The sequence below is a fragment of the uncultured Pluralibacter sp. genome (assembly GCF_913775985.1).
Classification (GTDB): Bacteria; Pseudomonadota; Gammaproteobacteria; order Enterobacterales; family Enterobacteriaceae; genus Pluralibacter.
The window spans coordinates 384,526-410,012 of sequence record NZ_CAJYMB010000147.1 but is presented as its reverse complement, the minus strand read 5'-3'; the positions used below and the strand labels follow the sequence as shown (position 1 = coordinate 410,012).

Genomic DNA, 25,487 nt, shown 5'->3' with positions numbered 1-25,487 from the left:
GCCGGTCAGAGGCGACCGGCACAACAGAGATTATTCGACTTCGCGGATATCGAGGCGCAGCTCTTTCGGCACTTCGAAAACAATATTTTCTTCGCGGCCTTCCAGCGGAATAGCCTCGCCGCCGCCCAGCGCCTGCAGGCGCTTAATAACGTTCTGCACCAGAATATCCGGCGCGGAGGCACCGGCGGTAACGCCGACGCAGGCGGCATTCTCGACCCACTCGGGCTGAATGTCGCTGGCATCGTCAATCAGAAACGCCGCTTTGCCCATGCGCTGGGCTAGCTCCGCCAGCCGGTTAGAGTTCGAGGAATTCTTCGATCCTACAACCAGCACCGCATCGGCGCGCTGAGCAAGATCGCGTACCGCTTCCTGCCGGTTGGTGGTGGCGTAGCAGATATCATCTTTGCGCGGCCCGACGATTTTCGGGAAGCGCTGGCGCAGGGCGTCGATAACATCGGAAGTGTCATCCACCGACAGCGTGGTCTGCGTCATAAACGACAGCCGCTCTTCGTTTTTGACCTGCAGTTTCCAGACGTCTTCCGGGGACTCCACGAGATACATGCCCCCTTTCGGGTTGCTGTACTGGCCCATGGTGCCTTCCACTTCCGGGTGGCCCGCGTGGCCAATCAGAATCGACTCTTCACCCCGGCGGCTGGCGCGCGCCACTTCCATATGCACTTTGGTAACCAGCGGGCAGGTGGCATCAAAGACGGTGAGATCGCGGCCTTTGGCTTCGTTGCGCACCGCCTGTGAAACGCCGTGGGCGGAAAAGATCAGGATCGCGCCGTCGGGCACTTCAGCAAGCTGTTCAATAAAGATGGCACCGAGCTTGCGCAGGGTATCCACCACATAGCGGTTATGGACCACTTCGTGGCGAACGTAGATAGGCGCGCCGAAAATCTGCAGCGCGTTTTCAACAATGCTGATAGCGCGGTCTACACCGGCGCAGAAGCCGCGCGGGTTAGCCAACAGGATCTGCATTTCAGGCCTCCAGTACCGGATCGACTTCCAGCACTTCAATATCAAAGTGGACCGTCTGCCCGGCCAGCGGGTGGTTAAAATCAACGGTGATCGAGTCGCCGTTAATTTCGCGGATGACGCCCGGCATTTCGCTGCCGTCCATCGCGGTAAACAGCATAATAGCGCCAATTTCTGGCTCGCCGGCATCCATAAACTCGCGGCGTGAGAAATACTGCACCAGATCCGGGCTGGTCGTACCGAACGCCGCATCGGGTTCGAGGGCGAACGCCTTCTTATCTCCCGCTTTCAGACCGAGCAGCTGTTGCTCAAGGCCTTCCGACAGGGAGGTATCGCCGAGGCGAAACAGGGCCGGCTTACCGTTGTTGCGGGTAGACTCGGCGGTAGAACCATCATCAAGCTTGAGCGAGAAGTGGACCAGCACCGCGCTGTTGCTCTGTACAGATTTAGACATGCAGGTTAGCTCTAAAATTTTACGCTACCTGCCCGCCGGCCGGAGCCGGACACGCAGATAGCGCGATTATCGTAGGCCGGGCTCGCGACATGTGCGGCCCGGCCATGTGGCTTACGCCTGTTTTTTCACTGCGGCTTTCGGCAGAAAGCCTTCGAGCACCACCAGCGCCGCACCGATGCAGATTGCGGTATCGGCGAGGTTGAAGGTGGCGAAGTGCCAGTTGCCGACGTAGAAGTCAATCATATCGACCACGAAGCCGTGCCACAGCCTGTCAAACAGGTTGCCCAGCGCGCCGCCTACGATCAGCGCATAGGCGATATTGTTCAGCTTCTGCGTCGCCTTCGAGCGGTACATCAGCGCCGTCAGAATGACGCAGATGCCGATAGCGATGCCGGCAAAAAACCAGCGCTGCCAGCCGCCGCTGTCCGCCAGGAAGCTGAAAGCCGCGCCGTAGTTACGGGCGTAGTGCAGATTGAGCGACGGAAACAGCGACACGGTATCCCCCAGCATAAAATGCTGGAGGATCAGGTATTTGCTGCCGAGGTCAACAATCAGCACCACTACAACCAGCCACAGCCAGCGCAGGCCGCTTTGAGAAAGAGAGTGGCTCATCAGGCGAACTTACGTTTTTCGCCGTCACCGGCGACGTTGCTGACACAGCGGACGCAAATATCTGCGTGACCCGCCACCTGGCCGATATCGGTGGTGTAGTGCCAGCAGCGCGGGCACTTCTCACCAACGGCTTTCTGCAGAGCAATTTTCAGCCCTTTCAGCAGTTCGCTCTGCTGCGCGTCGCCTGCGGCATCGCCGTAGTCCGCCACTGCGGCGGCAGAGGTCAGCAACACAAAGCGCAGCTCGTCACCGAGCGCCGTCAGCTTCGCGGCCAGCTCTGGCTCGGCGTACAGCGTTACCGCTGCTTCCAGCGAGCCGCCGAGTTTCTTGTCAGCGCGCGCCTGCTCAATCACCTTGTTCACTTCGCCGCGCACTTTCAGCAGATCGCTCCAGAAAGCGTCGTTCATGGCTTCCGTTTCTGCCAGCCCGAACAGGCCGGTGTACCATTCGCCGGTAAAGACGTACTTCTCGCGATCGCCCGGCAGGTAGCCCCAGATTTCGTCGGCGGTAAAGGACATGATCGGCGCCATCCAGCGCACCAGCGCTTCCGCGATGTGGTACAGCGCGGTCTGGCAGCTGCGGCGGGCAATGCTGTCCGCTTTAGCGGTGTACTGACGATCCTTGATGATATCGAGATAGAAAGAGCCCATTTCGATCGAGCAGAAGCGCATCAGGCGCTGTACGACTTCGTGGAAATCGTAAGACTCGTAGGCCTTCAGGATATCTTCCTGCGCGGTTTTGGCGCAGCCCACCGCCCAGCGATCCAGCACCACCATCTCTTCCGGCTTGACCATATCGGTTTCAGGATTGAAGCCGTTCAGGTTCGCCAGCAGGAAGCGCGCAGTATTGCGGATGCGGCGGTAGCTGTCGGCGGCGCGCTTGAGGATCTCGTCGGAGACCGCCATTTCGCCGGTATAGTCGGTAGAAGCCACCCACAGGCGCAGGATATCGGCGCCCAGCTTGTTCATCACGTCCTGCGGCGACACGGTGTTGCCGATGGATTTGGACATCTTGCGGCCCTGACCGTCCACGGTGAAGCCGTGGGTCAGCACCTGACGGTAAGGCGCCTTGCCTTTCATCGCCGTGGAGATCATCAGGGAGGACATAAACCAGCCGCGGTGCTGGTCAGAACCTTCCAGGTACATGTCCGCCGCGTGGCCGGCAAATTCCGGGCGCACGTCAACTACCGACGCGTGCGTCGATCCCGAGTCGAACCAGACGTCCAGCGTATCCGGCACCTTCTCATACACGTCAGCGTCGTCGCCCATGATGTCGCGCGGGTCGAGATCCCACCACGCCTGGATGCCGTCCACTTCAACGCGCCTGGCTACTTCTTCCATCAGCTCCAGGGTGCGCGGATGCAGCTCGTGCGTCTCTTTATGCACGAACAGCGACATCGGCACGCCCCAGGTGCGCTGGCGGGAGATACACCAGTCCGGGCGGTTAGCGACCATCGACTCAATGCGCGCCTGGCCCCAGTCCGGGATCCACTGCACGCTTTTGATTTCAGACAGCGACTGCGTGCGCAGGCCCTTCTGATCCATGCTGATAAACCACTGCGGCGTGGCGCGGAAGATGATCGGCGTTTTGTGGCGCCAGCAGCACGGATAGCTGTGAACCAGCTTCTCCAGATGCAGCAGCGCGCCGCTTTGGCGCAGGATATCTACGATGATGTCGTTGGCTTTGAATACGTTGATGCCGTCCAGCGCCGGGTACGTGCCGGGCACGTAAGCGCCGTCCGGACCAACCGGATTCGCGATTTCCAGACCGTATTTCAGACTGATGGTGTAGTCGTCCGGGCCGTGGCCGCCGGCGGTATGAACCGCGCCGGTACCGGCATCGAGCGTCACGTGATCGCCAAGGATCGCCGGAACGTCAAAATCGAGGAACGGATGCTTAAAGCGCATCAGCTCCAGCGCGTCGCCTTTCACTTCGCCCAGGATACGGTAGTCGGCCACGCCGATACGTTTGGTCACGCTCTCTACCAGATCTTTAGCGAGGATCAGCGCCTGGCCTTCAACCTGTACCAGCGCGTAGTCAAATTCCGGCGACAGCGAGATAGCGCGGTTCGCCGGCAGGGTCCACGGGGTGGTGGTCCAGATAACCAGAGAAATCGGGCCGCTGACCGAGGTTATGCCGAATTTGGCTTTCACTGCATCCTGATCGACCGCCTGGAAGGCTACGTCGATGGAAGGAGACGTTTTGTCGTAGTACTCCACTTCCGCTTCCGCAAGCGCCGAGCGGCAGTCGATGCACCAGTGCACCGGCTTGGCGCCTTTATGCAGGTGGCCATTGCCGATGATTTTACCCAGCGCGCGAATGATGTTGGCTTCGGTGTTGAAGTCCATGGTCAGGTAAGGACGCGACCAGTCGCCGAGCACGCCCAGGCGGATAAAGTCTTTGCGCTGCCCGTCAACCTGGGCGGCGGCATATTCGCGGCACTTGGCGCGGAATTCGGCGGCGGTGAACTTCTCGCCCGGCTTGCCGTACTCCTGCTCCACTTTTAGCTCGATAGGCAGACCGTGACAGTCCCAGCCCGGGACGTACGGGGAGTCGTAACCCGACAGGCCTTTGGACTTTATAATAATGTCTTTCAGAATCTTGTTTACAGAGTGACCAATATGAATGCTGCCATTCGCATAGGGAGGGCCGTCATGCAGAATGAAGGTTTTTTTGCCTTTTTTCGCCGCGCGGATGACGCCGTACAGGTCATCATCAGTCCAGCGGGCCAGCATTCCCGGCTCGCGCTTGGCGAGATCGCCGCGCATCGGGAACCCTGTTTCCGGCAAATTCAGGGTTGATTTATAGTCACTCATCAGATTCTCGTTTCCGTATTTATAACGTTGGCATTACGCCGGGTTTGACAGGCCGAGATAGTCGCGGGCCGTTAATTCATCGCGAGCGATTTGCGCTTTAAGCTCATCAAGTGAGGCAAATCGCTGCTCGTTGCGTATTTTTTTACGCAGTATCACATCTATATGGCGACCGTAGAGGTCCATTACAACGTCCAGCAGGTGGACTTCCAGCTGCTGGCGCACGCCGGACACCGTGGGGCGCGTGCCGATGTTGGCAACGCCGGGCAGCAGCTTATCGCCGAGCCCGGCCACTTCCACGGCATACACGCCTTTCACCGGGGAGACCTGGCGGCGCAGCGGCAAGTTCGCCGTTGGAAACCCAATAGTGCGCCCCAGCTCATCGCCGTGAACCACGCGTCCTGAAATGATAAAAGGATGGCCGAGCAGGGTTTCCGCCAGTGCCAGATCGTCGCTGGCCAGTGCCTGACGCACCGCCGTGCTGCTGATACGCAGACCGCCTTCGCAGAAGGTGTGGGTGCTGGTGACATCAAAGCCAAATTCAGCGCCCGCCTTCTGTAATAGCAAGAAATCCCCTTCGCGACCAGCGCCAAAGCGGAAGTCGTCGCCAACCGCAAGGAACTGCACGCCCAGGCGCTTGACCAGCAGATCGCTGATAAACTCCTGCGCGGTGAGGGCGGCGAAACGGCGGTCAAAACGGATGACCAGCACATAGTCCACGCCGCTTTCGCGCAGATAGCGAACCTTTTCACGCAGGCGCGTCAGGCGCGCAGGCGCGTGGTCCATCGCGAACATCTCCAGCGGCTGCGGCTCAAAAATCATCACTACTACCGGCAGTCCACGCTCGCGCCCTTCAACCTGCAAGCGCTGGAGTAATGCCTGATGCCCGCGATGCACGCCATCAAAGTTGCCAATGGTCAGCACGCATCCGCGCGGGATTCGATCAAAGTTGTATATGCCGCGTATCAGCTTCATGTCTGGCTCAAAACAGTGAAAATCGTCAAAGTATACCTTGTACAGGATGCTTCGTTAACCGACGATTGTAATTCAATCGGCAAAGATGCAAGGATTTCATTCATCTCAGTGCAAACGCCATGAAAAACCCCGAACCGCTACGATTTTTTATGGCGGAAAAGCTGTATTCGACGCATACAAGCTGTTAGAATCTTGCGCCATCAATACGTAACCAAGCGTTGTCACATTAACGGCGCTTATTTGCACAAATCCATTGACAAAAGAAGGCTAAGAGGGCATATTCCTCGGCCTTTGAATTGTCCATATAGATCATATTTGGGAGTTGGACCTTGGCTAATATCAAATCAGCTAAGAAGCGCGCCGTTCAGTCTGAAAAGGCTCGCAAACACAACGCTAGCCGCCGTTCTATGATGCGTACTTTCGTTAAGAAAGTATACGCAGCCATCGAAGCTGGCGACAAAGCTGCTGCGCTGAAAGCATTTAACGAAATGCAACCGATCGTGGATCGTCAGGCTGCTAAAGGCCTGATCCATAAAAACAAAGCTGCACGTCATAAAGCAAACCTGACTGCACAGATCAGCAAACTGGCTTAATCGCCGCTTCGTTGACGCTTTGTGAAAAACCCGCTTAACGCGGGTTTTTTTATGCCTGTTATTTGGCGGGTGTAAACAGCGCGCTGTAATCGCGATTGCAGATACGCTGCACCGCCGGGTGCTGGATCATGCGTCCGGCAAAGATAGCGTGGTACTCCTCCATCACGTTATCAATCCTGCCTATCTCCACGATATTGTCATCGATGTAAAGATCCTGCGCATACAGCGTCGGCGCCACAAAAATAGCATTGTGCGAGGCGCCAAATGCCTTCATCAGCGCGGCATCGTCAAACTCGCCGAGAATTTCAATATTCAGATTCTGTGAATTGATCCAGTTGAGCAGCTTGCGGCCGAGCATCGAGCGACGACCGGGGATCAGCAGGCGCCGCTCTTCGAGACAGGCGGGAAAAGGCCGGGCCGGCGGCGGATTGAGGCACCAGAAGCTCACCCCGCACTCGCCAATTTTTACCGAGAACAGCCCCTCCTGCTGGGTGGAGTCCACCGGACAGTCGGAGATAATCATGTCGAGCTTGTGCTGGCTCAGCTGCTCCAGCAGCATCTCGTGGGTTGACTCAAAGCAGCGCAGGTGGATTTGCTCATCTTCGACCACCGCCGCATCCAGCACGCCGCTCACCAGCCGCTTGGAAAGCGCATCCGCCACGCCGACGTCAAACAGCAGGTTCGACTCTTTGCGATAGTTGATGGTATCCAGCATCTCCTGGCTGAGCGTGAACATTTTATCGGCGTAGCGAAACGCCAGCTCGCCGAGCTCAGTAGGCTCCAGCCCCCGGCCCTTGCGCTTGAAGAGCTTGCCCTGCAGCCGCTCCTCCAGCGCCTTAATCTGGCCGGTGATGGTTTGCGGCGTCAGGTAGAGCGCGTCCGCGGCGCCGACAATCGAGCCTTCCCGATAGACCTGCCAGAAGTAATAGAGATGGTTGTAGTTAATATGCGACATGGTATTCCTCCGTGAATATTGAGCAAAATAGCCGCCCGAGGGCGGCTATTGATAACGTCATGCGTGTTTTGCCGACCCACTTCCCCGCAGGCGCAGCAGGCAGTAACCGCACACAGCGGCGATACACGATCCCAGCAATATGCCGAGCTTGGCCCAGTTAACCAGCTCCGGATCCACCTCGTCGAAGGCGAGGTTAGTGATGAAAACGGACATCGTAAAGCCTATCCCGCACAGCACGCTGACGGCCATTATCTGCCTCAGAGAGGTATTGTGCGGCAGCTGCGCCAGCCCGGTGCGCAGCGACAGCCAGCAAAACAGGCTAATCCCCAGCGGCTTGCCCAGCACCAGGCCGGCCATAATGCCCAGCGGCAGCAGAGAGAATAGCCCCTGCGCCGTGACGCCCTGCAGCGAGACGCCGGCATTCGCAAACGCAAACAGCGGCAAAATGAGGTAGGTCACCCAGGGATGAAGTACGTGGATCAGCTGCTTCGCCGGGGATTTCCCGTCACCCTCTCTTAAAGGAATAAAGAAGCCCACAATGACGCCCGCCAGCGTCGCATGTACGCCGGACTTCAGGACCGCAACCCAGAGTACAACTCCGACCAGAATATAGACACCGGTGCGCCGCACGTTAAGGAAGTTGAGCAGCGCAAGCACGGCAATAGCCGCGGCGGCAATCCCCAGCGACACCATCGACAGCTCAGTGGTGTAGAACAGAGCGATAATAATAATCGCGCCCAGATCGTCGATAATCGCCAGCGCCATCAGAAATATTTTCAGCGCCGCGGGGACGCGGTTGCCGAGGAGCGCCAGCACCCCGAGGGCAAAAGCAATATCGGTAGCCGCCGGGATCGCCCAGCCGTGGCTCACTACCGGATCGTGGTGGTTAAAGGCCAGATAGATAAGCGCCGGCACGACCATCCCGCCCAGGGCGGCAATCATCGGGAAAACCGCCCGCTGGCGGGTGGAGAGGGAACCCAGCAGCAGCTCGCGCTTTACCTCAAGGCCTATCATCAGGAAGAACACCGCCATCAGGGCATCGTTAATCCACAGCAGCATGTCCTTGTGGATCTCAAGCGGGCCAAAGGTTAGCTGAACGGGCATTGTCAGGAAGGATTGATAGGCGGCGCCGGTGCTGCTGAGGTTAGCCATTATCATCGCCAGCGCGGCGGCAATAATCAGGATAACGCCGCCCGAGGCCTCACTACTTAGAAAGCGTTGCAGGTGTTTCACTTTTTTTCTCTTTTCGCATTGTCAGGGGATAAGCCAGTGTAACTGCGCTTAAAGCTCGGCAAAAACAGATTATCACTGCATTAATACTCGGTTAGAACGAAACATAGCGCAAATAAAAAGGCCCGAACAGTGTTCGGGCCAGCAGGCGGGAAATTAGCGAGTCAGATCGTCAAAGAATTTTTTCACGCCGTCGAAGAAGCTTTTGGACCGCGGGCTGTTGTGCTCGCCCGTTGGGCCGCCGAAGCTCTCCTGAAGGTCTTTAAGCAGCTGCTTCTGCTTATCGTTGAGGCCAACCGGTGTTTCGACCACCACGCGGCAAAGCAGGTCGCCCTGCGCCCCGCCGCGTACGGACTTCACGCCGCGACCGCGCATGCGGAACAGTTTGCCGGTCTGGGTTTCGCCGGGCACTTTGAGATTTACGCGTCCGTCCAGCGTCGGAACTTCAATTTCGCCGCCGAGGGCCGCCATCGCAAAGTTAATCGGCACTTCGCAGTACAGGTTGTTGCCTTCGCGCTCGAAAATCGGGTGCTGCTTAACCTGCACCTGAACGTACAGATCCCCTGCCGGAGCGCCCTGCTCGCCGGCTTCGCCTTCGCCGCTGAGGCGGATGCGGTCACCGGTATCCACGCCGGCCGGAATTTTCACCGACAGGGTTTTGGTTTTCTCTACGCGACCGTGGCCGTGGCACTTGCTGCACGGATCTTTGATGATGGTGCCGCGGCCCTGGCAGGTTGGGCAGGTCTGCTGCACGGCAAAGAAGCCCTGGCGCATCTGCACCTGGCCCTGACCGTGACAGGTAGGACAGGTCTGCGGCTTGGAGCCCGCTTTTGCACCGCTGCCGTGGCAGACGTCGCACTCTTCAAGGGTCGGAATGCGGATCTCTTTGGTGACGCCGCGAACGGCCTCTTCCAGCGTCAGCTCCATGTTATAACGCAGATCTGCACCGCGAGAGGCGCGCTGGCGACCGCGGCCACCGCCGAAAATGTCGCCGAAAACGTCACCAAAGATATCGCTAAAGTCCGCACCGCCGCCGCCGAAGCCACCGCCGCCAAAGCCGCCACCGCCCTGCTCGAAGGCAGCGTGGCCGTACTGATCGTAGGCCGCACGTTTCTGGGAGTCGGTCAGGATCTCGTAAGCTTCCTTAACCTCTTTAAATTGCGTTTCAGCTTCTTTATTACCCTGATTGCGGTCCGGGTGATACTTCATCGCCAGGCGCTTATAGGCCTTTTTGATTTCACGCTCTTCCGCTGTTTTGGAAACGCCTAAAACCTCGTAATAGTCTCTTTTCGCCATCTTTTTAGATTGCCCTTAACATGCGAGCACGGGCGTGGAGTAAACTCCGACGCCCGTGCCAGTTAATTACCCTGCATCAGGGCGATTATTTTTTGTCTTTAACTTCTTCGAACTCGGCATCGACAACATCGTCATCTTTCGCGTTGTTCGCGGAAGCGTCAGCGCCGTCAGTCTGCTGCTGAGCGTGCTGCTGCTGTGCGATTTCCATCAGCTTCTGGGAAACCTGCGCCAGTGCCTGCATTTTCGCTTCGATATCCGCTTTGTCTTCGCCTTTCAGGGAAGTTTCCAGCGCGGTCAGCGCGGATTCAATTGCGGTTTTATCATCAGCCGGCAGCTTGTCGCCAGCTTCTTCAACCTGCTTGCGGGTGCTGTGCAGCAGGTGGTCGCCCTGGTTGCGGGTCTGAACCAGCTCTTCGAACTTGCGGTCAGATTCAGCGTTAGCTTCTGCTTCGCTAACCATTTTCTGAATCTCTTCCTCGTTCAGGCCAGAAGAGGCTTTGATGGTGATCTTCTGCTCTTTACCGCTGTTTTTGTCTTTCGCGGAAACGTGCAGGATACCGTCGGCGTCAATATCGAAGGTAACTTCGATCTGCGGCATGCCGCGCGGCGCTGCGTTAATACCATCCAGGTTGAACTGACCCAGAGATTTGTTATCAGACGCGCGTTTACGTTCACCCTGCAGCACGTGGATGGTTACCGCAGACTGGTTATCTTCCGCAGTAGAGAACACCTGGCTGTGCTTGGTCGGGATGGTGGTGTTTTTGTTGATAAGCGCCGTCATTACGCCGCCCATGGTTTCGATACCCAGAGACAGCGGGGTAACGTCGAGCAGCAGAACGTCTTTAACTTCACCGGTCAGCACGCCGCCCTGAACCGCAGCACCAATCGCTACTGCTTCGTCCGGGTTAACGTCTTTACGCGGCTCTTTGCCAAAGAACTCGGCAACTTTCTTCTGCACCATCGGCATACGAGTCTGGCCACCAACGAGGATCACGTCGTTGACTTCAGAAACAGACAGGCCGGCATCCTGCAGCGCAACTTTCAGCGGCTCGATAGAACGGTTTACCAGGTCTTCGACCAGGGATTCCAGTTTCGCACGGGTCACTTTGATGTTCATGTGTTTCGGACCGGTCGCATCTGCAGTGATGTACGGCAGGTTAACGTCAGTCTGCTGCGCGGAAGAAAGCTCGATTTTAGCTTTTTCAGCGGCTTCTTTCAGGCGCTGCATGGCCAGCGGATCGTTACGCAGGTCAATGCCCTGATCTTTCTTGAACTCGTCAACGAGGTAGTTGATCAGGCGAGTATCGAAGTCTTCACCACCAAGGTGGGTATCACCGTTGGTTGCCAGTACTTCAAAGGTTTTTTCGCCGTCAACTTCGTCGATTTCGATAATGGAAATATCGAAAGTACCACCGCCCAGATCGTAAACCGCGATAGTGCGGTTACCCATCTCTTTGTCCAGGCCGTAGGCCAGCGCAGCAGCAGTCGGTTCGTTGATGATACGTTTTACTTCCAGACCCGCGATACGGCCGGCATCTTTGGTTGCCTGACGCTGCGCATCGTTAAAGTAGGCCGGAACGGTGATAACAGCTTCGGTTACCGGCTCACCCAAGTAATCTTCCGCGGTTTTCTTCATTTTTTTCAGTACTTCGGCAGAAACCTGCGGCGGTGCAGTTTTGACGCCTTTAACATCAACCCAGGCATCGCCGTTATCAGCGCCAACGATTTTGTACGGCATGATAGCCACATCGCGCTGCACTTCTTCGTCCTGGAAGCGGCGGCCAATCAGGCGCTTGATCGCAAACAGGGTGTTCTGCGGGTTTGTCACTGCCTGACGTTTAGCCGGCTGACCAACCAAAGTTTCACCGTCCTGGGTGTAAGCAATAATTGAAGGCGTGGTGCGATCGCCCTCGGCATTCTCCAGCACTTTCGCGGTGGTGCCATCCATGATCGCTACACAAGAGTTGGTTGTACCCAGGTCGATACCAATAATTTTACCCATCTAAACGTCTCCACTAAAAATTCGGTCATCGTGTGGTTGTGAATCTGTAAGTAGGGGCTAAACGCGAGGTTTCAAGCACCCTGAATTGCTTTTTTTCAGGTTCACTCACTGTGTGTTGCTTACAAGATGGGGTCGCAACCTCCTTCATCAAGGGGGAGTACGAAAAATATTTTATTTTCACCCCTGTCAGATCATAGACGGCCGACAGCCGCCTGATTATTATGCCGCGCCCTGCGAGAGAGTATTGGCGCTGGGATTCACCATTTAACTGAATTTTATGATTTTTTTGAGGAATTATGGGCAACACTAAGTTGGCTAATCCGGCTCCGCTGGGACTGATGGGTTTTGGCATGACCACCGTTTTGCTGAATCTGCATAACGCGGGACTTTTCCCCATGGACGGCATCATCCTGGCGATGGGCATCTTTTATGGCGGTATCGCGCAGATCTTCGCAGGTCTGCTGGAATATAAGAAAGGAAATACTTTCGGCCTGACCGCCTTTACCTCTTACGGCGCATTCTGGCTGACGCTGGTCGCCATTCTGCTAATGCCGAAAATGGGCCTGACCGAGGCACCTGACAGCCACTTCCTCGGCGCGTATCTCGGCCTGTGGGGCGTGTTCACCCTGTTTATGTTCTTTGGCACCCTGACCGGCGCGCGGATGCTGCAGTTCGTTTTCCTGAGCCTGACCGTGCTGTTTGCGCTGCTGGCAATCGGCCACCTGACCGATAACGAAAGCATCGTTGTCGTTGCCGGCTGGATTGGCATTGTCTGCGGCGCCAGCGCTATCTATCTGGCGATGGGCGAAGTGCTGAACGAGCAGTTTGGTCGCACCGTGCTGCCGATTGGCGAGAAACACTAAGTAAAAATCCGCGCCGGGCAAAACCTCGCCCGGCGCGCTTTTACTCCCCTGCCCGCTCAGCATATGGCGCTCTATCCCGCGCCGTGCGCATCCAGCATCCCAGCCCAAGACCCATAATTGACAGCGCCAGCACGTACCACGCCGGCGCCAGCGGCGACGCGGCCATCAACATCGTTACCGCGACGGGGGTCAGCCCGCCGAAAATCGCGTACGAAACGTTGTAGGAAAATGAGATACCGGTAAAGCGCACTTCAGGCGGAAAGGCGTTAACCATCACGTAAGGCACGGCGCCGACCACGCCCACGCACAGCCCCACCAGCCCGTACAGGATAAAAAGATATTCGGAGCCGAGGCCGGCACAGTGATAGAAGGCCCAGCTTGATACTGCCAGCAGCAGGCTGCCGACAATAAACGTGCGGCTGGCACCGTATTTATCCGCCGACAGGCCCGCCAGCAGGCAGCCGCAGCAGAGCATAATCGTCGCCGCGCTGTTGGCCAGCAGCGTCAGCGCCGGCGCGTAGCGGTAATGTTTTTGCAGCCACATCGGCGACATCAGGATCACCACCACCACGCCGGCAGACAATAGCCAGGTCAGCAGCATTGACATCACGACCGCCCCGCGGTGGTGCATCACCACTGATTTCACCGGCAGCTCTTTCGCCAGCGCCCGGCGCTGCTGCATCTCTACAAAGACCGGCGTTTCCCGCAGCCAGCGGCGCAGGTACATAGCCAGCAGGCCGAACGCGCCGCCGAGCACGAAGGGGATCCGCCAGCCGCCGTCGTGAATTGCCTGCTGCGACAGTCCGGTATTGATCAGGGTTGCCACTACCGAACCGAGTAAGATCCCCACTGTCAGCCCGGCGGTCAGCGTACCGCAGGCGATACCCGTCCGCCGCGCCGGCACGTGCTCCGCCACAAACACCCACGCGCCGGGCACCTCGCCGCCGATCGCCGCCCCTTGCAGCACGCGCATCAACAGCAGCAGCAGCGGGGCAATAATTCCCATTGAGGCGTAGGTGGGCAGCAGACCAATCAGCAGGGTCGGCACCGCCATCAGCAGGATGCTGAGGCTGAACATCTTTTTGCGCCCGACCAGATCGCCAAAGTGGGCCATGACGATGCCGCCAAGCGGGCGCGCCAGATAGCCGGCGGCAAAAATACCGAAGGTCTGCACCTGGCGCAGCCATTCTGGAATGTCCGGCGGGAAGAAGAGCTCACCGACAACAGCGGCGAAGAACACGAAAATGATGAAGTCGTAAAACTCCAGCGCGCCGCCCAGTGCGGCGAGAGTCAGGGTTTTGTAATCCTGTCGATTGAGCAGTCGGGCGTGGGGCTGAACAGACATAGCGGGCCTTGTTAGGTTTAGTTTACGGCATCGTAAATAAAAAATGACTATACCGTAAATGCCCGCCTCGTAAAGAGCGGCGTCAGCCGTGGCCGCCGCGTTTTTTTATTATCCGGCAGTTAAATCCCGGCGCGCGCTTTTGGGGCGAAACGCCGCCACAACCTGCGGGCTGATCTCAACGTACGGGCCGTCGAGGAGCTGGATGCAGTAGGGAATGCTGGCGAAAATGCCGTGAACCTGCACGCTACCTTCGGCGTCCTTCACGCCCTCCAGCGTTTCCTGAATGGATTTCGGCTGTCCGGGCAGATTGAGGATCAGCGCCTGCTTGCGAATAACGCCGACCTGGCGGGAAAGGATCGCGGTGGGCACAAAATGCAGGCTAATCTGGCGCATCTGCTCGCCGAAGCCGGGCATCTCGCGATCGGCAATCGCCAGCGTCGCATCCGGGGTGACGTCGCGCCGGGCCGGGCCGGTGCCGCCAGTGGTCAGTACCAGGTGGCAGCTCATCTCGTCCACCAGCTCACACAGCGTCTGTTCGATAATCGGCTGTTCATCCGGGATAAGGCGCGTTTCAAGCTCGAAAGGGGTGGTCAGCGCGCCGGCAAGCCAGGCTTCAAGCGCCGGAATGCCTTTGTCCTGATAAACGCCGCTGGAGGCGCGGTCAGAAATTGATACCAGGCCAATGCGAAGAGTGTTCATATCTATTCCGTTCAAAATGACAGTTAGGCGGAATGATACACGCAGAGAGGAAAGGGAAACAAATCGCAGAGAAGAAGCGTGACCGGGAGTCCGGCCACGCGAGAGGAATTACAGCAGATCGCCGATCATTTTTTCCAGTTTGCCCTGGTCTACGGCAAACTTGCGGATACCTTCGGCCAGTTTATCAACGGCCATCGGATCCTGGTTGTGCTCCCACAGGAACTGAGATTCGGTGATGCGGGCCGGACGCGCTTTCACTTCGCCAGTGAACTTCAGCTTGCGCTCGATGGCGCCGTCGGCTTCGGCCAGTTCTTTCAGCAGCGGCGGCGCGATGGTCAGACGGTCGCAGCCTGCCAGCTCAAGGATTTCGCCCACGTTGCGGAAGCTTGCGCCCATCACCACGGTTTCATAACCGTGCTCTTTGTAGTAGCTGTAGATTTCAGATACGGATACCACGCCCGGATCTTCTGATGCGGAGAACTCTTTCTTATCGCCGTTCGCTTTGTGCCAGTCGAGGATGCGGCCAACAAACGGAGAGATCAGGAACACGCCCGCTTCGGCACAGGCGCGCGCCTGGGCGAAGGAGAACAGCAGGGTCAGGTTACAGTTGATGCCTTCTTTTTCCAGCTGCTCGGCGGCGCGGATGCCCTGCCAGGTGGAAGCCAGCTTGATCAGAATGCGGTCGTTGCTGATGCCTGCTTCGTTGTACAGCTTAATGATGCGTTTCGCTTTAGCGATAGAAGCGTCGGTGTCGTAGGACAGACGAGCATTCACTTCGGTAGAGATGCGGCCCGGGATCAGCTTGAGGATCTCCAGACCAATGTTCACTGCCAGTTTATCCGTTGCATCAACGATCTGCTGCTCGCGATCGCTGCTCTGGCCTTTCGCCCACGCAATCGCTTCGTCAATCAGCTTGCGGTATTCCGGGATCTGCGCGGCGTTGAGGATCAGGGAGGGGTTGGTGGTCGCATCCTGAGGCTGATAAAGCTTCATTGCTGCGATGTCTCCGGTGTCGGCCACTACGGTGGTGTACTGACGCAGTGAGGTCAATTTATCCGTCATGATAGGTGTCTCATATTAAGTAGCTGTTAGTGGTATGTAACCGGTCTGCAGTCGATAATATCACGCCCCGATAGCAGCGCAACCGTGGACGGATCAAGAGAGCAGTCTATGATAAACTCTCGTCCTCTTCGCCCTACCTGGTAAGGGATCTCGTCAAATGGTAGCGCTTCCACGCTGCGCGGCATTTATGGAAAGGACATTTCATGCCTGAGTTTTTATCCTTCGTCAGCGATATCCTCTGGGGCTCGATAATGATTTACCTGCTTATCGGCACCGGCCTGTGGTTTACCTGGCGCACCGGATATGTTCAGTTTCGCTACCTTCGCCACTTCGGCAAAAGTTTAAAGAAGAGCCTGACGCCGCAGCCCGGCGGCCTTACGTCGTTCCAGGCCCTGTGCACCAGCCTCGCGGCGCGGCTCGGCAGCGGCAATCTGGCCGGCGTAGCGCTGGCTATCACCGCGGGCGGCCCGGGGGCGGTGTTCTGGATGTGGGTCTCGGCAATTATCGGCATGGCCAGCAGCTTCGCCGAGTGCTCGCTGGCGCAGCTTTATAAAGAACGCGACGCCAGCGGTCAGTTTCGCGGCGGCCCGGCGTGGTATATGGCCCGCGGCCTGAGCATGCGCTGGATGGGCGGCCTCTTTTCCATATTCCTGCTGCTGGCCTACGGACTTATCTTCAATACCGTACAGTCAAATTCCGTCGCCAACGCGATGCGCTTTGCATTTGATATTCCCGAATATTTAACCGGTATCGCCCTGGCGGTGCTGACGCTTTTCGCCATTGTTAAAGGGCTGAAAGGCGTGGCAAAAATCACCCAGTTTATGGTACCGGTGATGGGCATCCTGTGGCTGGGCGCCAGCCTTCTCATCTGTCTGTGGCACATCACGGATATGCCGGGCGTGCTGGAAACCATCGTGCGCAGCGCCTTCGGCTGGCAGGAGGCGGCGGCCGGCGCGGTGGGCTACAGCATCAGCCAGGCGCTGACCAACGGCTTTATGCGCGGGATGTTCTCTAACGAAGCCGGAATGGGATCCACCCCTAACGCCGCCGCAACCGCCGCATCGTGGCCGCCGCATCCGGCAGCGCAGGGCATCGTGCAGATGATTGGCGTGGTGGTGGATACGCTGATTGTCTGCAGCGCCACGGCGATGATTCTGCTGCTCGCCGGGCCGGAAACAGAAGCGACCACGCTGGACGGCATTCAGCTGGTGCAAAAAGCGATGATGTCTTTCGCCAGCAGCTGGGGAGCGCAGTTCGTGGCGGGGATCGTGATGCTCTTCGCCTATAGCTCAATCATCGTTAATTACATCTATGCAGAAAATAATCTGGTGTATCTGCACAGGTATACCGCAAAGCATATTCGCCTGCTGCGCATCGGGGCGGTGCTGATGGTGATCGCCGGTACCCAGCTGAGCCTGCCGCTGGTCTGGCAGATGGCGGACATTATCATGGCGCTGATGGCGCTCACCAACCTGACGGCGATCCTGCTGCTGTCGCCGGTGGTGCGCATCATCGCCAGCGACTATTTGCGCCAGCGCAAGCTCGGCATCAGACCGGTTTTCGATCCCGCGCGCTATCCGGAAATTGAACAGCAGCTGGCCCCCGGGAGCTGGGACAATGTGCCGCGCCAATAGCTGCTATCGATCGCTTTCCGGCCATTTTTTGATACAGTCGTGAAAAACACTGCCAAGGAAGAAACATGCTGATTTTGATTTCACCTGCAAAGACGCTGGACTACCAGAGCGATCTGGCGACCGCGCGCTACACCCAGCCGCAGCTGCTGAAGTACTCAGAGCAGCTGATCGCCGAAGCCCGCAAACTCTCCGCGCCGCAGATTGGCAAGCTGATGAGCATCAGCGATAAGCTTGCCGACCTGAATGCCACCCGCTTTCACGACTGGAACCCGAAATTCACGCCGGACAACGCGCGCCAGGCGATTCTGGCGTTCAAAGGCGATGTCTACACCGGCCTGCAGGCCGAGACCTTCACCGAAGCACAGTTTGATTTCGCCCAGCAGCACCTGCGCATTCTCTCCGGCCTGTACGGCGTGCTGCGCCCGCTGGATTTGATGCAGCCCTACCGCCTGGAAATGGGCATCCGCCTGGAAAATCCTGAAGGCAAGGATCTGTACCACTTCTGGGGCGATACCATTACCGACACCCTGAATAAAGCGCTGAAGGCGCAAGGCGATGACGTGGTTATCAACCTTGCCTCCGACGAATACTTCAAGTCGGTGAGGCCAAAGACGCTGAAAGGCACCCTGGTAAAACCGGTATTTCTCGACGAGAAGAACGGCAAGTTCAAAGTGATTAGCTTCTACGCCAAGAAGGCGCGCGGGCTGATGAGCCGCTATATCATTGAGAACCAGCTTGCGGACGTGGAGCAGCTTAAGCAGTTTGACAGCGAGGGGTATTTCTTTGACGAGGCCGCGTCCGGCAGCGGCGAGCTGGTGTTTAAACGCCACGAGCAGCGTTAATTCTCCGGGCGCCGGCGCCCGGAGAGGGTAAACCTTACGCTTTTTCCATCATCAGCCTGCGCAGAGCGGCAAAGTCCGCCGGCAGGCTGTGCGACAGCAGCGGCAGATCCGCGCGATCGGCCAGCGGCTGGGGCAGCGGCAGCGTCTTGCCGAGAATCGCCTCCACGCTCTCCTTAAATTTCGCCGGATGGGCCGTGCCTAAAAACAGGCCGTACTCGCCCTGCTTCAGCTGGTCGCGCAGCGCGCGCCAGGCCACCGCCGCGTGCGGCTCGGACGTGTAGCCAATCTCTTCCAGCTCGCGCATCGCCGCTTTAGTCGTTTCATCATCTACAGCAGCGTAGCCGAGATCCCCCAGCCGCCAGGTCTTGCGGCGGAACAGCTCTTCCACCCGCGGCCAGTTGTTCGGCTGGCTGACGTCCATGGCATTAGACAGGGTTGCCTGCGTCGCCTTCGGCTTCCACTCCCCTTCCTGCAGGAAGCGCGGGACGGTGTCGTTAACGTTAGTCGCCGCGATAAAACGCTTCACCGGCAGGCCCAGCGACTTCGCCAGCAGTCCGGCAGTGAGATCGCCAAAGTTGCCGCTCGGCACCGAGATAACCAGCTGGTTGCGGGCTTCCTGCGGCAGCTGCGCTACAGCTTCAAAGTAGTAGCAGATCTGCGCCAGCAGGCGGCTGATATTGATGGAGTTCGCCGAGTTGAGGCCCAGCGCCTGCTTAAGCTCTTCGTCATCAAACGCCTGCTTCACCAGCGCCTGACAGGCGTCAAAATCGCCGTCGATGGCGACAGTTTCAATGTTGCCGCCGAGGGTGCAGAACAGCTTCTCCTGCAGCGGGCTGATTTTGCCCTGCGGATAGAGGATAACCACCCGCACGTTTTTCAGGCCGTAAAAGGCGTGCGCCACGGCGGCACCGGTGTCGCCGGAGGTGGCGGTCAGGATCGTCACCGGCTTGTCGCCGCTGATGTGGGTCAGCATCTGGGCCATAAAGCGGCCGCCGAAGTCCTTAAACGCCAGCGTCGGGCCGTGGAACAGCTCCAGGCAGCCGACATCCGGCTGAACCTCTTTTACCGGTGCCGGAAAAGCGAAGGCGCTGCGCACCCGCGCTTCCAGCTCGCCCTGCGGGATTTCATCGCCGATAAACGCCGACAGAATGCGGGCGCTGCGCGGGACAAAATCCTGCGCCAGCAGTTCGTCCACTTCCGTCAGGCTGAAGGAGGGAAGATCTCGCGGAAAGAACAGTCCCTGATTTTTACCCAGCCCCTGGGTGACGGCCTGCGCGAAGCTGACCTGCTCGTTATGATCTTTTAAGTTGTACAGTTTCATTGGTTATCCCACTACGCGTGCGCCCGCCGTGTCCAGCCGGCAAATATGAACGAAGCCTTCCTGATTTTGCAGATAGTGTTTTTCGAGCCAGTCTGCCACTCGTTGCGCCGTTTGCGGATTGTCGCACAGGGCGAACATCGTCGGCCCGGAACCGGAAATACCGCTGGCCAGCGCGCCTATTTCGGCCACGCCCTGGCGCGCCTGGGCAAAGCCGGGCAGCAGGCGCGCGCGGTACGGCTCGGCAATCACGTCTTTCATCAGTTTAGCCGCCAGCGCCGGCTGGCGGCTGTAGCAGGCGTGAATAAAGCCGGCCAGGTGGCGGCCGTGCGCAATGCAGTCCTGGCGGCGGTACTGCGCCGGCAGAATCGCCCTTGCCTCAGCGGTGGAGACTTTAATGCCCGGATAGGCCAGCACCCACAGCCACTCGTCAAACGCCGGAACGGACTGGCTGATAATCTCGTTTTCCTCAATCATCAGCTGGATGCCGCCCAGATAGCACGGCGCAACGTTGTCATAGTGCACGCTGCCGGAGATGCGTCCTTCCAGCTCGCCCATCAGCGCCAGCATTTTGCTTTCATTGAGCGGCCTGCCGCAGAACTCGTTCATCGCTACCAGCCCGGCCACCACCGAGCAGGCACTAGAGCCGAGCCCGGAGCCAATCGGCATATTCTTTTCCAGCGTCATCGCCACCGGTACTTTTTTGCCAATCTCCTGGCAAAAGCGCTCCCAGCACTGCCAGACGATATTTTCCTGCGGGTTGGTCGGCAGCTTGCTGGCGAAGCGCCCGACGTTGTTAAGGCTGAAGCTGTCGGCGGCCACCACTTCCACATTATCGCCGAGCAGCGTGCCGTCTACCGGCGTTACCGCCGCACCCAGCACGTCGAAGCCGACGCTCATATTGGCGCTGGAGGCCGGGGCATAAATTTTGACCATCTTAAACTCCTAACTTCCATGACAGGGTGCGCAGCAGATCGGCAAACACGCCGGCGGCGGTAACGTCGTTACCGGCGCCGTAGCCGCGCAGCACCAGCGGCAGCGGCTGGTAATAGTGGCTGTAGAAGGCCAGCGCGTTTTCGCCGTTCTTCACTTTATACAGCGGATCGTTGCCGTCCACCTCGGCAATTCTCACCCGGCACACGCCGTCTTCTTCAATGCTGCCGACATAGCGCAGCACCTTACCTTCGTCCCGGGCGCGGGCCACGCGATCGGAAAACTCGGCATCCAGCTGCGGCAGGCGGGCCATAAAGCTGTCGGCATCGCCGCTGTCGTCGAAGTGGCCGGGGAGTACCGACTCTACCACCACATCATCCAGCTCCAGCTGGCGGCCGGTTTCGCGGGCGAGGATCAGCAGCTTGCGCGCCACGTCCATGCCGGAGAGATCGTCCCGGGGATCGGGTTCGGTGTAGCCCATCTCGCGCGCGGTGCGGGTGGCTTCTGAAAGGCTCATGCCCTCGTCCAGCTTGCCGAAAATAAAGGAGAGCGAGCCCGAGAGAATGCCGGAGAAACGCTGCAGCTCGTCGCCGGCGTTAAGCAGGTTTTGCAGGTTCTCGATCACCGGCAGCCCGGCACCGACGTTTGTATCGTAGAGGAACTTGCGGCGGGAGCCGGCAGCGGCCTGGCGCAGCTCGTGGTAGTAATCCATCGACGAGGTGTTCGCCTTTTTGTTCGGCGTCACCACGTGAAAACCTTCGCGCAGGAAGTCGGCGTACTGGTCGGCAACTGCCTGGCTGGAGGTGCAGTCCACAATCACCGGATTGAGCAGGTGATACTCTTTCACCAGCCGGGTCAGACGCTCCAGGTTGAACGGCTCTTTAGCTTCTGCCATCGCCCCCTGCCAGTTCTCCAGATCGAGCCCGTGCACGTTGGTCAGCAGCGCCCGGGAGTTGGCGATGCCGCACACCCGCAGGTCGATATGTTTATTTTTCAGCCAGCCGCGCTGGCGCTTGAGCTGCTCCAGCAGCGCGCCGCCGACGCCGCCGACGCCGATCACGAACACTTCGATAATCTGATCGGTATTGAACAACATCTGATGAACGACGCGCACGCCGGTAGTGACGTCGTCATTGTTGACCACCGCCGAGATAGAACGCTCTGACGAACCCTGAGCAATGGCGACGATATTGATGTTCGCGCGGGCCAGGGCCGCAAAGAATTTCGCGGAGATGCCGCGCAGGGTGCGCATCCCGTCGCCGACCACGGAGATAATAGCCAGCCGCTCCATTATCGCCAGCGGCTCAAGCAGCCCCTCTTTCAGCTCCAGATAGAACTCATCTTCCATCGCCCGCTTCGCCCGGGCGCAGTCGCTCTGCGGCACACAGAAGCTGATGCTGTATTCCGAGGAGGACTGGGTTATCAGCACCACCGAAATTCCGGCGCGGGACATGGTAGCGAAAACCCGGGCCGCCATGCCGACCATGCCTTTCATGCCCGGGCCGGAGACGTTGAACATCGCCATATTATTGAGGTTCGAGATGCCCTTCACCGGCAGGGCATCATCGTTGCTGCTGGCACCGATCAAAGTGCCCGGCGCCTGCGGATTGCCGGTGTTTTTAATCAGGCAGGGGATCTGGAACTGGGCGATAGGCGCGATTGTGCGCGGGTGCAGCACTTTAGCACCGAAATAGGAGAGCTCCATCGCCTCCTGGTAAGACATTGACTTCAGCAGGCGCGCGTCGGGCACCTGGCGCGGATCGCAGGTATAGACGCCGTCAACATCGGTCCAGATCTCGCAGCAGTCGGCGCGCAGGCACGCAGCCAGTACCGCGGCGGAGTAGTCGGAGCCGTTGCGCCCCAGCACCACCAGCTCACCTTTGTCGTTACCGGCAGTAAAGCCGGCCATCAGCACCATGTGATCGGCCGGGATGCGGCTGGCGGCGATACGGCGGGTGGATTCAGCGATATCGACGGTGGATTCAAGGTAGTGGCCGACGGCGAGCAGTTTTTCTACCGGATTAATCACGCTGACGCCGTGGCCGCGGGCCTCCAGCAGGCCGGCCATGATCGCAATGGAGAGCTTTTCGCCGCGGCAGATAAATGCCGCGTTGACGGCGTCCGGGCACTGTCCCAGCAGGCTGATACCGTGCAGCACATGTTTAATCTGGGCAAACTCCTCCCCGACGGTGGCCTTCAGGCGATCGAGAGGAAATCCCGGCTGGGCATCGGCGAGTCCCTGTAGCAGTTCGGCAAAAATACGTTCGGCATCGCTGATATTGGCTAGCGCATCCTGGCCGCCGATGGTTTTTTCAATCATCGCCACCAGGTGATTGGTGATTTTGGCCGGGGCAGAGAGTACGGTCGCTACCTGCCCCTGCCTGGCGTTGCTTTCCAGAATATCGGCAACCCGCAGAAAACGTTCTGCATTTGCCACTGATGTACCGCCGAACTTCAAGACTCGCATGGTAATACCCCTTGATCTTTGGTCGAAAAAAAAGCCCGCACTGTCAGGTGCGGGCTTTTTTCTTTGTTTCTGTACGCGTTAGCCCGCACCGTTACCTGTGGTAATGATGATTGTGGTAATGGTGGTGGTCAGGCGGATGCGAATCATGGATGTTGTGTGCTCTGTAATTTATTGTCTGTCGTCTGCCTATATTGGTTAAAGGATTAGGCTGTTTAAGTCAATGAATTTCGAATTTGGTCACATTTCAGACGCATTCCCGTCTGCGCCTGAAATCCTCGCGGCCACAACCGAATAAACCAATTTTCCGGCCTGCATGCAGCGCATAAAACCATACATAAAACTTATAACAGTCTTTTAGTCGGCAAGTTTTTTTTCGATATCGTGGAGCAGCCGGTGCAGCATCGCGGTATCCCGCTGCTCCAGCAGGCCGATGCGCTGCTGGAGCCAGTCGGCCAGCTTGCTATCGTCAGCAGCCCCAACATTTTCAAGCAGCACCGCGGCGCGCTGCCTCAGCGCCTGCAGCTGATTTTCATCACTGCGGGTAATGGATTGCGCCATTTTTAGCCGCAGGGACGAAAGCTGATAGCAGTACACCATCACCGCCTGACCGAGGTTCAGCGAAGGATAATCCGCCGCCAGAGGCGCGCCGCTGAGCACGTCCGCCAGCGCCAGCTCCTCGTTAGTCAGGCCGGAATCCTCCCGGCCAAAAACCAGCGCGGCGTGGCTTATCCATTCGGCCTTTTCTTCCAGCATCGGCAGAAGCTCCTGCGGCGTCGCGTAATAGTGAAAGCGCGCACGGGAGCGCGCGGTCGTCGCCACGGTAAAATCAACATCGTGAAGCGCTTCTTCAAGCGTCTGAAAACAGGTGACATTCTCCAGAATGTCGCCCGAACCGTGCGCTACCCATCCCGCCGCGGGCTCCAGGTGCGCCAGGCTGTCCACGATGCGCATCTCGGTAAAACCCATGGTTTTCATCGCCCGCGCGGCGGCGCCGACGTTTTCAGCTCTTGCTGGTGAAACCAGTACAATTGATAACCGCATTTTCTCATTTTATCCTTTCGCAATCGTGAAAATGGCCAAACATTTTACGCATCGCGAATTTACTTTTATGCAACAAAAGCTAATGCAATTGCCACACTTAACATATAAGATTTACTGAACTATCAATAGCCAGTCAGTACCTGGAGAATGTTAACAGAACATGCATATCCCTATGTAAAAGAAGGGTAATGCGAATACGATGACTTCCCATCTTTTGGGTTCAGCATATTTATCAGTTCCAGTTAGCAACCATCCGTAATGTTGAATATTTGTGACAAAGGCTATCATTCAGATACGGACATTTCACAAAACTGTTAACGTGCTACAATTTAACTTGATATATGTCAACGAAGCGTAGTTTTATTGAGTGTCCGCTGTCTCTTAGCCTGTTATGTCGCTGTTAAAATGGTTAGGATAACAGCCGTTTTTGACACTGTCGGGTTCAGAGGGAAAGTGCCCACGACCAAGCTAATGATGTTGTTGACGTTGATGGAAAGTGCATCAAGAACGCAATTACGTACTTTAGTCATGTAATGCCGGGCATGTTAATTTACGACATGCATCAGGCGGGTTAGGGACTTTTGTACTTCCTGTTTCGATTTAGTTGGCAATTTAGGTAGCAAACATGCAGACCCCGCACATTCTTATCGTTGAAGACGAGTTGGTAACACGCAACACGTTAAAAAGTATTTTTGAAGCTGAAGGCTATGATGTGTTCGAAGCCACCGACGGCGCGGAAATGCATCAAATCCTTTCCGAGCATGATATCAATCTCGTGATTATGGATATCAACCTGCCAGGGAAAAATGGCCTTCTGCTAGCCCGCGAACTGCGCGAGCAAGCTAACGTAGCACTGATGTTCCTGACCGGCCGCGACAACGAAGTGGATAAAATCCTCGGTCTGGAAATCGGCGCAGATGACTATATCACCAAACCGTTTAACCCGCGTGAGCTGACTATCCGCGCGCGTAACCTGCTCTCCCGCACCATGAATCTGGGCAGCGTGAGCGAAGAGCGTCGCACCGTTGAGAGCTACAAGTTCAACGGCTGGGAGCTGGATATCAACAGCCGTTCGCTGGTTAGCCCGAACGGCGAGCAGTATAAACTGCCGCGCAGCGAGTTTCGCGCCATGCTGCACTTCTGTGAAAACCCGGGCAAGATCCAGTCCCGCGCAGAGCTGCTGAAGAAAATGACAGGCCGCGAGCTTAAGCCGCACGACCGCACCGTTGACGTGACTATCCGCCGCATTCGTAAGCATTTCGAATCCACGCCGGACACGCCTGAGATCATTGCCACTATTCACGGTGAAGGCTACCGTTTCTGCGGCGATCTCGAAGAGTAAATTTGTTCACCCCATAAAAAAACGGCGCATCGC

Annotated in this window: 23 protein-coding genes and 1 other annotated feature; of the genes, 5 read left to right on the top strand and 18 right to left on the bottom strand. The window is 57.6% G+C overall.

Features of this window, described 5'->3' with window-relative positions; all coding sequences use genetic code 11:
• Positions 1-30: 30 nt before the first annotated feature.
• The 5 genes from ispH to ribF form a co-directional block, all read right to left on the bottom strand.
• Positions 31-981 (bottom strand): 4-hydroxy-3-methylbut-2-enyl diphosphate reductase, encoded by a 951-nt coding sequence (ispH, locus tag QZ766_RS19365; RefSeq protein ID WP_297206095.1) that lies wholly within the window; start codon positions 979-981, stop codon positions 31-33.
• 1 nt (position 982) lies between these two features.
• Positions 983-1,432: an FKBP-type peptidyl-prolyl cis-trans isomerase gene (gene fkpB / locus QZ766_RS19360; protein ID WP_297206093.1), complete on the bottom strand. Its 450-nt coding sequence runs from the start codon at positions 1,430-1,432 to the stop codon at positions 983-985.
• 111 nt (positions 1,433-1,543) lie between these two features.
• Entirely contained in the window at positions 1,544-2,044 is a 501-nt protein-coding gene (gene lspA, locus QZ766_RS19355; RefSeq protein ID WP_297206091.1) for a signal peptidase II, read from the bottom strand.
• Positions 2,044-4,860, bottom strand: a complete 2,817-nt coding sequence (ileS, locus tag QZ766_RS19350) for an isoleucine--tRNA ligase (RefSeq protein WP_297206089.1) — start codon at positions 4,858-4,860, stop codon at positions 2,044-2,046. The genes lspA and ileS overlap by 1 nt, the downstream gene beginning before the upstream one ends.
• A gap of 33 nt (positions 4,861-4,893) precedes the next feature.
• Entirely contained in the window at positions 4,894-5,832 is a 939-nt protein-coding gene (gene ribF, locus QZ766_RS19345) for a bifunctional riboflavin kinase/FAD synthetase (protein ID WP_297206087.1), read from the bottom strand.
• A 329-nt stretch (positions 5,833-6,161) separates the two neighbouring features.
• Here ribF and rpsT point away from each other — a divergent pair, with 329 nt between their 5' ends.
• Positions 6,162-6,425, top strand: a complete 264-nt coding sequence (gene rpsT, locus QZ766_RS19340) for a 30S ribosomal protein S20 (protein WP_297206085.1) — start codon at positions 6,162-6,164, stop codon at positions 6,423-6,425.
• A 58-nt stretch (positions 6,426-6,483) separates the two neighbouring features.
• Here the strand turns inward: rpsT and nhaR are convergent, their stop codons facing one another.
• The 4 genes from nhaR to dnaK form a co-directional block, all read right to left on the bottom strand.
• Positions 6,484-7,380 (bottom strand): transcriptional activator NhaR, encoded by an 897-nt coding sequence (nhaR, locus tag QZ766_RS19335; RefSeq protein WP_297206083.1) that lies wholly within the window; start codon positions 7,378-7,380, stop codon positions 6,484-6,486.
• 57 nt (positions 7,381-7,437) lie between these two features.
• Positions 7,438-8,613, bottom strand: a complete 1,176-nt coding sequence (gene nhaA / locus QZ766_RS19330; RefSeq protein ID WP_297206081.1) for a Na+/H+ antiporter NhaA — start codon at positions 8,611-8,613, stop codon at positions 7,438-7,440.
• Positions 8,614-8,766: 153 nt separating this feature from the next.
• Positions 8,767-9,906: a molecular chaperone DnaJ gene (gene dnaJ / locus QZ766_RS19325; protein ID WP_297206079.1), complete on the bottom strand. Its 1,140-nt coding sequence runs from the start codon at positions 9,904-9,906 to the stop codon at positions 8,767-8,769.
• A gap of 85 nt (positions 9,907-9,991) precedes the next feature.
• A complete protein-coding gene (gene dnaK / locus QZ766_RS19320) occupies positions 9,992-11,908 on the bottom strand; it encodes a molecular chaperone DnaK (protein WP_297206077.1) in 1,917 nt (638 codons plus the stop codon).
• Between the two features lie 296 nt (positions 11,909-12,204).
• Here dnaK and satP point away from each other — a divergent pair, with 296 nt between their 5' ends.
• Positions 12,205-12,771, top strand: a complete 567-nt coding sequence (satP, locus tag QZ766_RS19315; protein WP_297206075.1) for an acetate uptake transporter — start codon at positions 12,205-12,207, stop codon at positions 12,769-12,771.
• Positions 12,772-12,811: 40 nt separating this feature from the next.
• On the opposite strand, the gene QZ766_RS19310 is transcribed toward satP, so the two are convergent.
• From QZ766_RS19310 to tal, 3 genes are all read right to left on the bottom strand, one after another.
• On the bottom strand, positions 12,812-14,116 hold the full coding sequence (locus tag QZ766_RS19310) for an MFS transporter (protein WP_297206073.1): 1,305 nt from the start codon (positions 14,114-14,116) through the stop codon (positions 12,812-12,814).
• A 108-nt stretch (positions 14,117-14,224) separates the two neighbouring features.
• Positions 14,225-14,815 carry a molybdopterin adenylyltransferase gene (mog, locus tag QZ766_RS19305; protein ID WP_297206071.1) on the bottom strand — a complete coding sequence of 197 codons (591 nt, stop codon included), beginning with the start codon at positions 14,813-14,815 and terminating at the stop codon, positions 14,225-14,227.
• Positions 14,816-14,923: 108 nt separating this feature from the next.
• Positions 14,924-15,877, bottom strand: a complete 954-nt coding sequence (gene tal / locus QZ766_RS19300; RefSeq protein ID WP_297206070.1) for a transaldolase — start codon at positions 15,875-15,877, stop codon at positions 14,924-14,926.
• A gap of 203 nt (positions 15,878-16,080) precedes the next feature.
• On the opposite strand from tal, the gene QZ766_RS19295 reads away from it, so the two are divergent.
• Both QZ766_RS19295 and yaaA read left to right on the top strand, forming a co-directional pair.
• Positions 16,081-17,511, top strand: coding sequence for a sodium:alanine symporter family protein (locus QZ766_RS19295; protein ID WP_297206068.1), 1,431 nt, complete (start codon positions 16,081-16,083; stop codon positions 17,509-17,511).
• A gap of 65 nt (positions 17,512-17,576) precedes the next feature.
• Positions 17,577-18,353 (top strand): peroxide stress protein YaaA, encoded by a 777-nt coding sequence (yaaA, locus tag QZ766_RS19290; protein WP_297206066.1) that lies wholly within the window; start codon positions 17,577-17,579, stop codon positions 18,351-18,353.
• A gap of 34 nt (positions 18,354-18,387) precedes the next feature.
• On the opposite strand, the gene thrC is transcribed toward yaaA, so the two are convergent.
• From thrC to yjjY, 6 genes are all read right to left on the bottom strand, one after another.
• Positions 18,388-19,674, bottom strand: coding sequence for a threonine synthase (thrC, locus tag QZ766_RS19285; RefSeq protein ID WP_297206064.1), 1,287 nt, complete (start codon positions 19,672-19,674; stop codon positions 18,388-18,390).
• 3 nt (positions 19,675-19,677) lie between these two features.
• A complete protein-coding gene (gene thrB / locus QZ766_RS19280; RefSeq protein ID WP_297206061.1) occupies positions 19,678-20,607 on the bottom strand; it encodes a homoserine kinase in 930 nt (309 codons plus the stop codon).
• A gap of 1 nt (position 20,608) precedes the next feature.
• Positions 20,609-23,071: a bifunctional aspartate kinase/homoserine dehydrogenase I gene (gene thrA / locus QZ766_RS19275; protein WP_297206059.1), complete on the bottom strand. Its 2,463-nt coding sequence runs from the start codon at positions 23,069-23,071 to the stop codon at positions 20,609-20,611.
• A 24-nt stretch (positions 23,072-23,095) separates the two neighbouring features.
• Positions 23,096-23,211: a sequence feature (Thr leader region), on the bottom strand.
• Positions 23,150-23,218 (bottom strand): thr operon leader peptide, encoded by a 69-nt coding sequence (thrL, locus tag QZ766_RS19270; protein ID WP_297206481.1) that lies wholly within the window; start codon positions 23,216-23,218, stop codon positions 23,150-23,152. (Overlaps the previous feature by 62 nt.)
• 207 nt (positions 23,219-23,425) lie before the next feature.
• On the bottom strand, positions 23,426-24,112 hold the full coding sequence (locus QZ766_RS19265) for a tRNA/rRNA methyltransferase (protein WP_297206056.1): 687 nt from the start codon (positions 24,110-24,112) through the stop codon (positions 23,426-23,428).
• A gap of 389 nt (positions 24,113-24,501) precedes the next feature.
• On the bottom strand, positions 24,502-24,642 hold the full coding sequence (gene yjjY / locus QZ766_RS19260) for a protein YjjY (RefSeq protein WP_086870418.1): 141 nt from the start codon (positions 24,640-24,642) through the stop codon (positions 24,502-24,504).
• 95 nt (positions 24,643-24,737) lie between these two features.
• Here yjjY and arcA point away from each other — a divergent pair, with 95 nt between their 5' ends.
• Positions 24,738-25,454, top strand: coding sequence for a two-component system response regulator ArcA (arcA, locus tag QZ766_RS19255; protein ID WP_297206054.1), 717 nt, complete (start codon positions 24,738-24,740; stop codon positions 25,452-25,454).
• The last annotated feature ends 33 nt before the right edge of the window (positions 25,455-25,487 follow it).

Excerpts from the sequence above, each read along its gene's own strand:
- dnaK (WP_297206077.1), bottom strand. The coding sequence starts at position 11,908 with ATGGGTAAAATTATTGGTATCGACCTGGGTACAACCAACTCTTGTGTA.
- QZ766_RS19295 (WP_297206068.1), top strand. The coding sequence starts at position 16,081 with ATGCCTGAGTTTTTATCCTTCGTCAGCGATATCCTCTGGGGCTCGATA.
- ribF (WP_297206087.1), bottom strand. The coding sequence starts at position 5,832 with ATGAAGCTGATACGCGGCATATACAACTTTGATCGAATCCCGCGCGGA.
- QZ766_RS19265 (WP_297206056.1), bottom strand. The coding sequence starts at position 24,112 with ATGCGGTTATCAATTGTACTGGTTTCACCAGCAAGAGCTGAAAACGTC.
- ispH (WP_297206095.1), bottom strand. The coding sequence starts at position 981 with ATGCAGATCCTGTTGGCTAACCCGCGCGGCTTCTGCGCCGGTGTAGAC.
- mog (WP_297206071.1), bottom strand. The coding sequence starts at position 14,815 with ATGAACACTCTTCGCATTGGCCTGGTATCAATTTCTGACCGCGCCTCC.
- thrB (WP_297206061.1), bottom strand. The coding sequence starts at position 20,607 with ATGGTCAAAATTTATGCCCCGGCCTCCAGCGCCAATATGAGCGTCGGC.
- fkpB (WP_297206093.1), bottom strand. The coding sequence starts at position 1,432 with ATGTCTAAATCTGTACAGAGCAACAGCGCGGTGCTGGTCCACTTCTCG.
- satP (WP_297206075.1), top strand. The coding sequence starts at position 12,205 with ATGGGCAACACTAAGTTGGCTAATCCGGCTCCGCTGGGACTGATGGGT.
- QZ766_RS19310 (WP_297206073.1), bottom strand. The coding sequence starts at position 14,116 with ATGTCTGTTCAGCCCCACGCCCGACTGCTCAATCGACAGGATTACAAA.
- nhaR (WP_297206083.1), bottom strand. The coding sequence starts at position 7,380 with ATGTCGCATATTAACTACAACCATCTCTATTACTTCTGGCAGGTCTAT.
- lspA (WP_297206091.1), bottom strand. The coding sequence starts at position 2,044 with ATGAGCCACTCTCTTTCTCAAAGCGGCCTGCGCTGGCTGTGGCTGGTT.
- thrA (WP_297206059.1), bottom strand. The coding sequence starts at position 23,071 with ATGCGAGTCTTGAAGTTCGGCGGTACATCAGTGGCAAATGCAGAACGT.
- arcA (WP_297206054.1), top strand. The coding sequence starts at position 24,738 with ATGCAGACCCCGCACATTCTTATCGTTGAAGACGAGTTGGTAACACGC.
- yjjY (WP_086870418.1), bottom strand. The coding sequence starts at position 24,642 with ATGACTAAAGTACGTAATTGCGTTCTTGATGCACTTTCCATCAACGTC.
- ileS (WP_297206089.1), bottom strand. The coding sequence starts at position 4,860 with ATGAGTGACTATAAATCAACCCTGAATTTGCCGGAAACAGGGTTCCCG.
- yaaA (WP_297206066.1), top strand. The coding sequence starts at position 17,577 with ATGCTGATTTTGATTTCACCTGCAAAGACGCTGGACTACCAGAGCGAT.
- thrC (WP_297206064.1), bottom strand. The coding sequence starts at position 19,674 with ATGAAACTGTACAACTTAAAAGATCATAACGAGCAGGTCAGCTTCGCG.
- dnaJ (WP_297206079.1), bottom strand. The coding sequence starts at position 9,906 with ATGGCGAAAAGAGACTATTACGAGGTTTTAGGCGTTTCCAAAACAGCG.
- tal (WP_297206070.1), bottom strand. The coding sequence starts at position 15,877 with ATGACGGATAAATTGACCTCACTGCGTCAGTACACCACCGTAGTGGCC.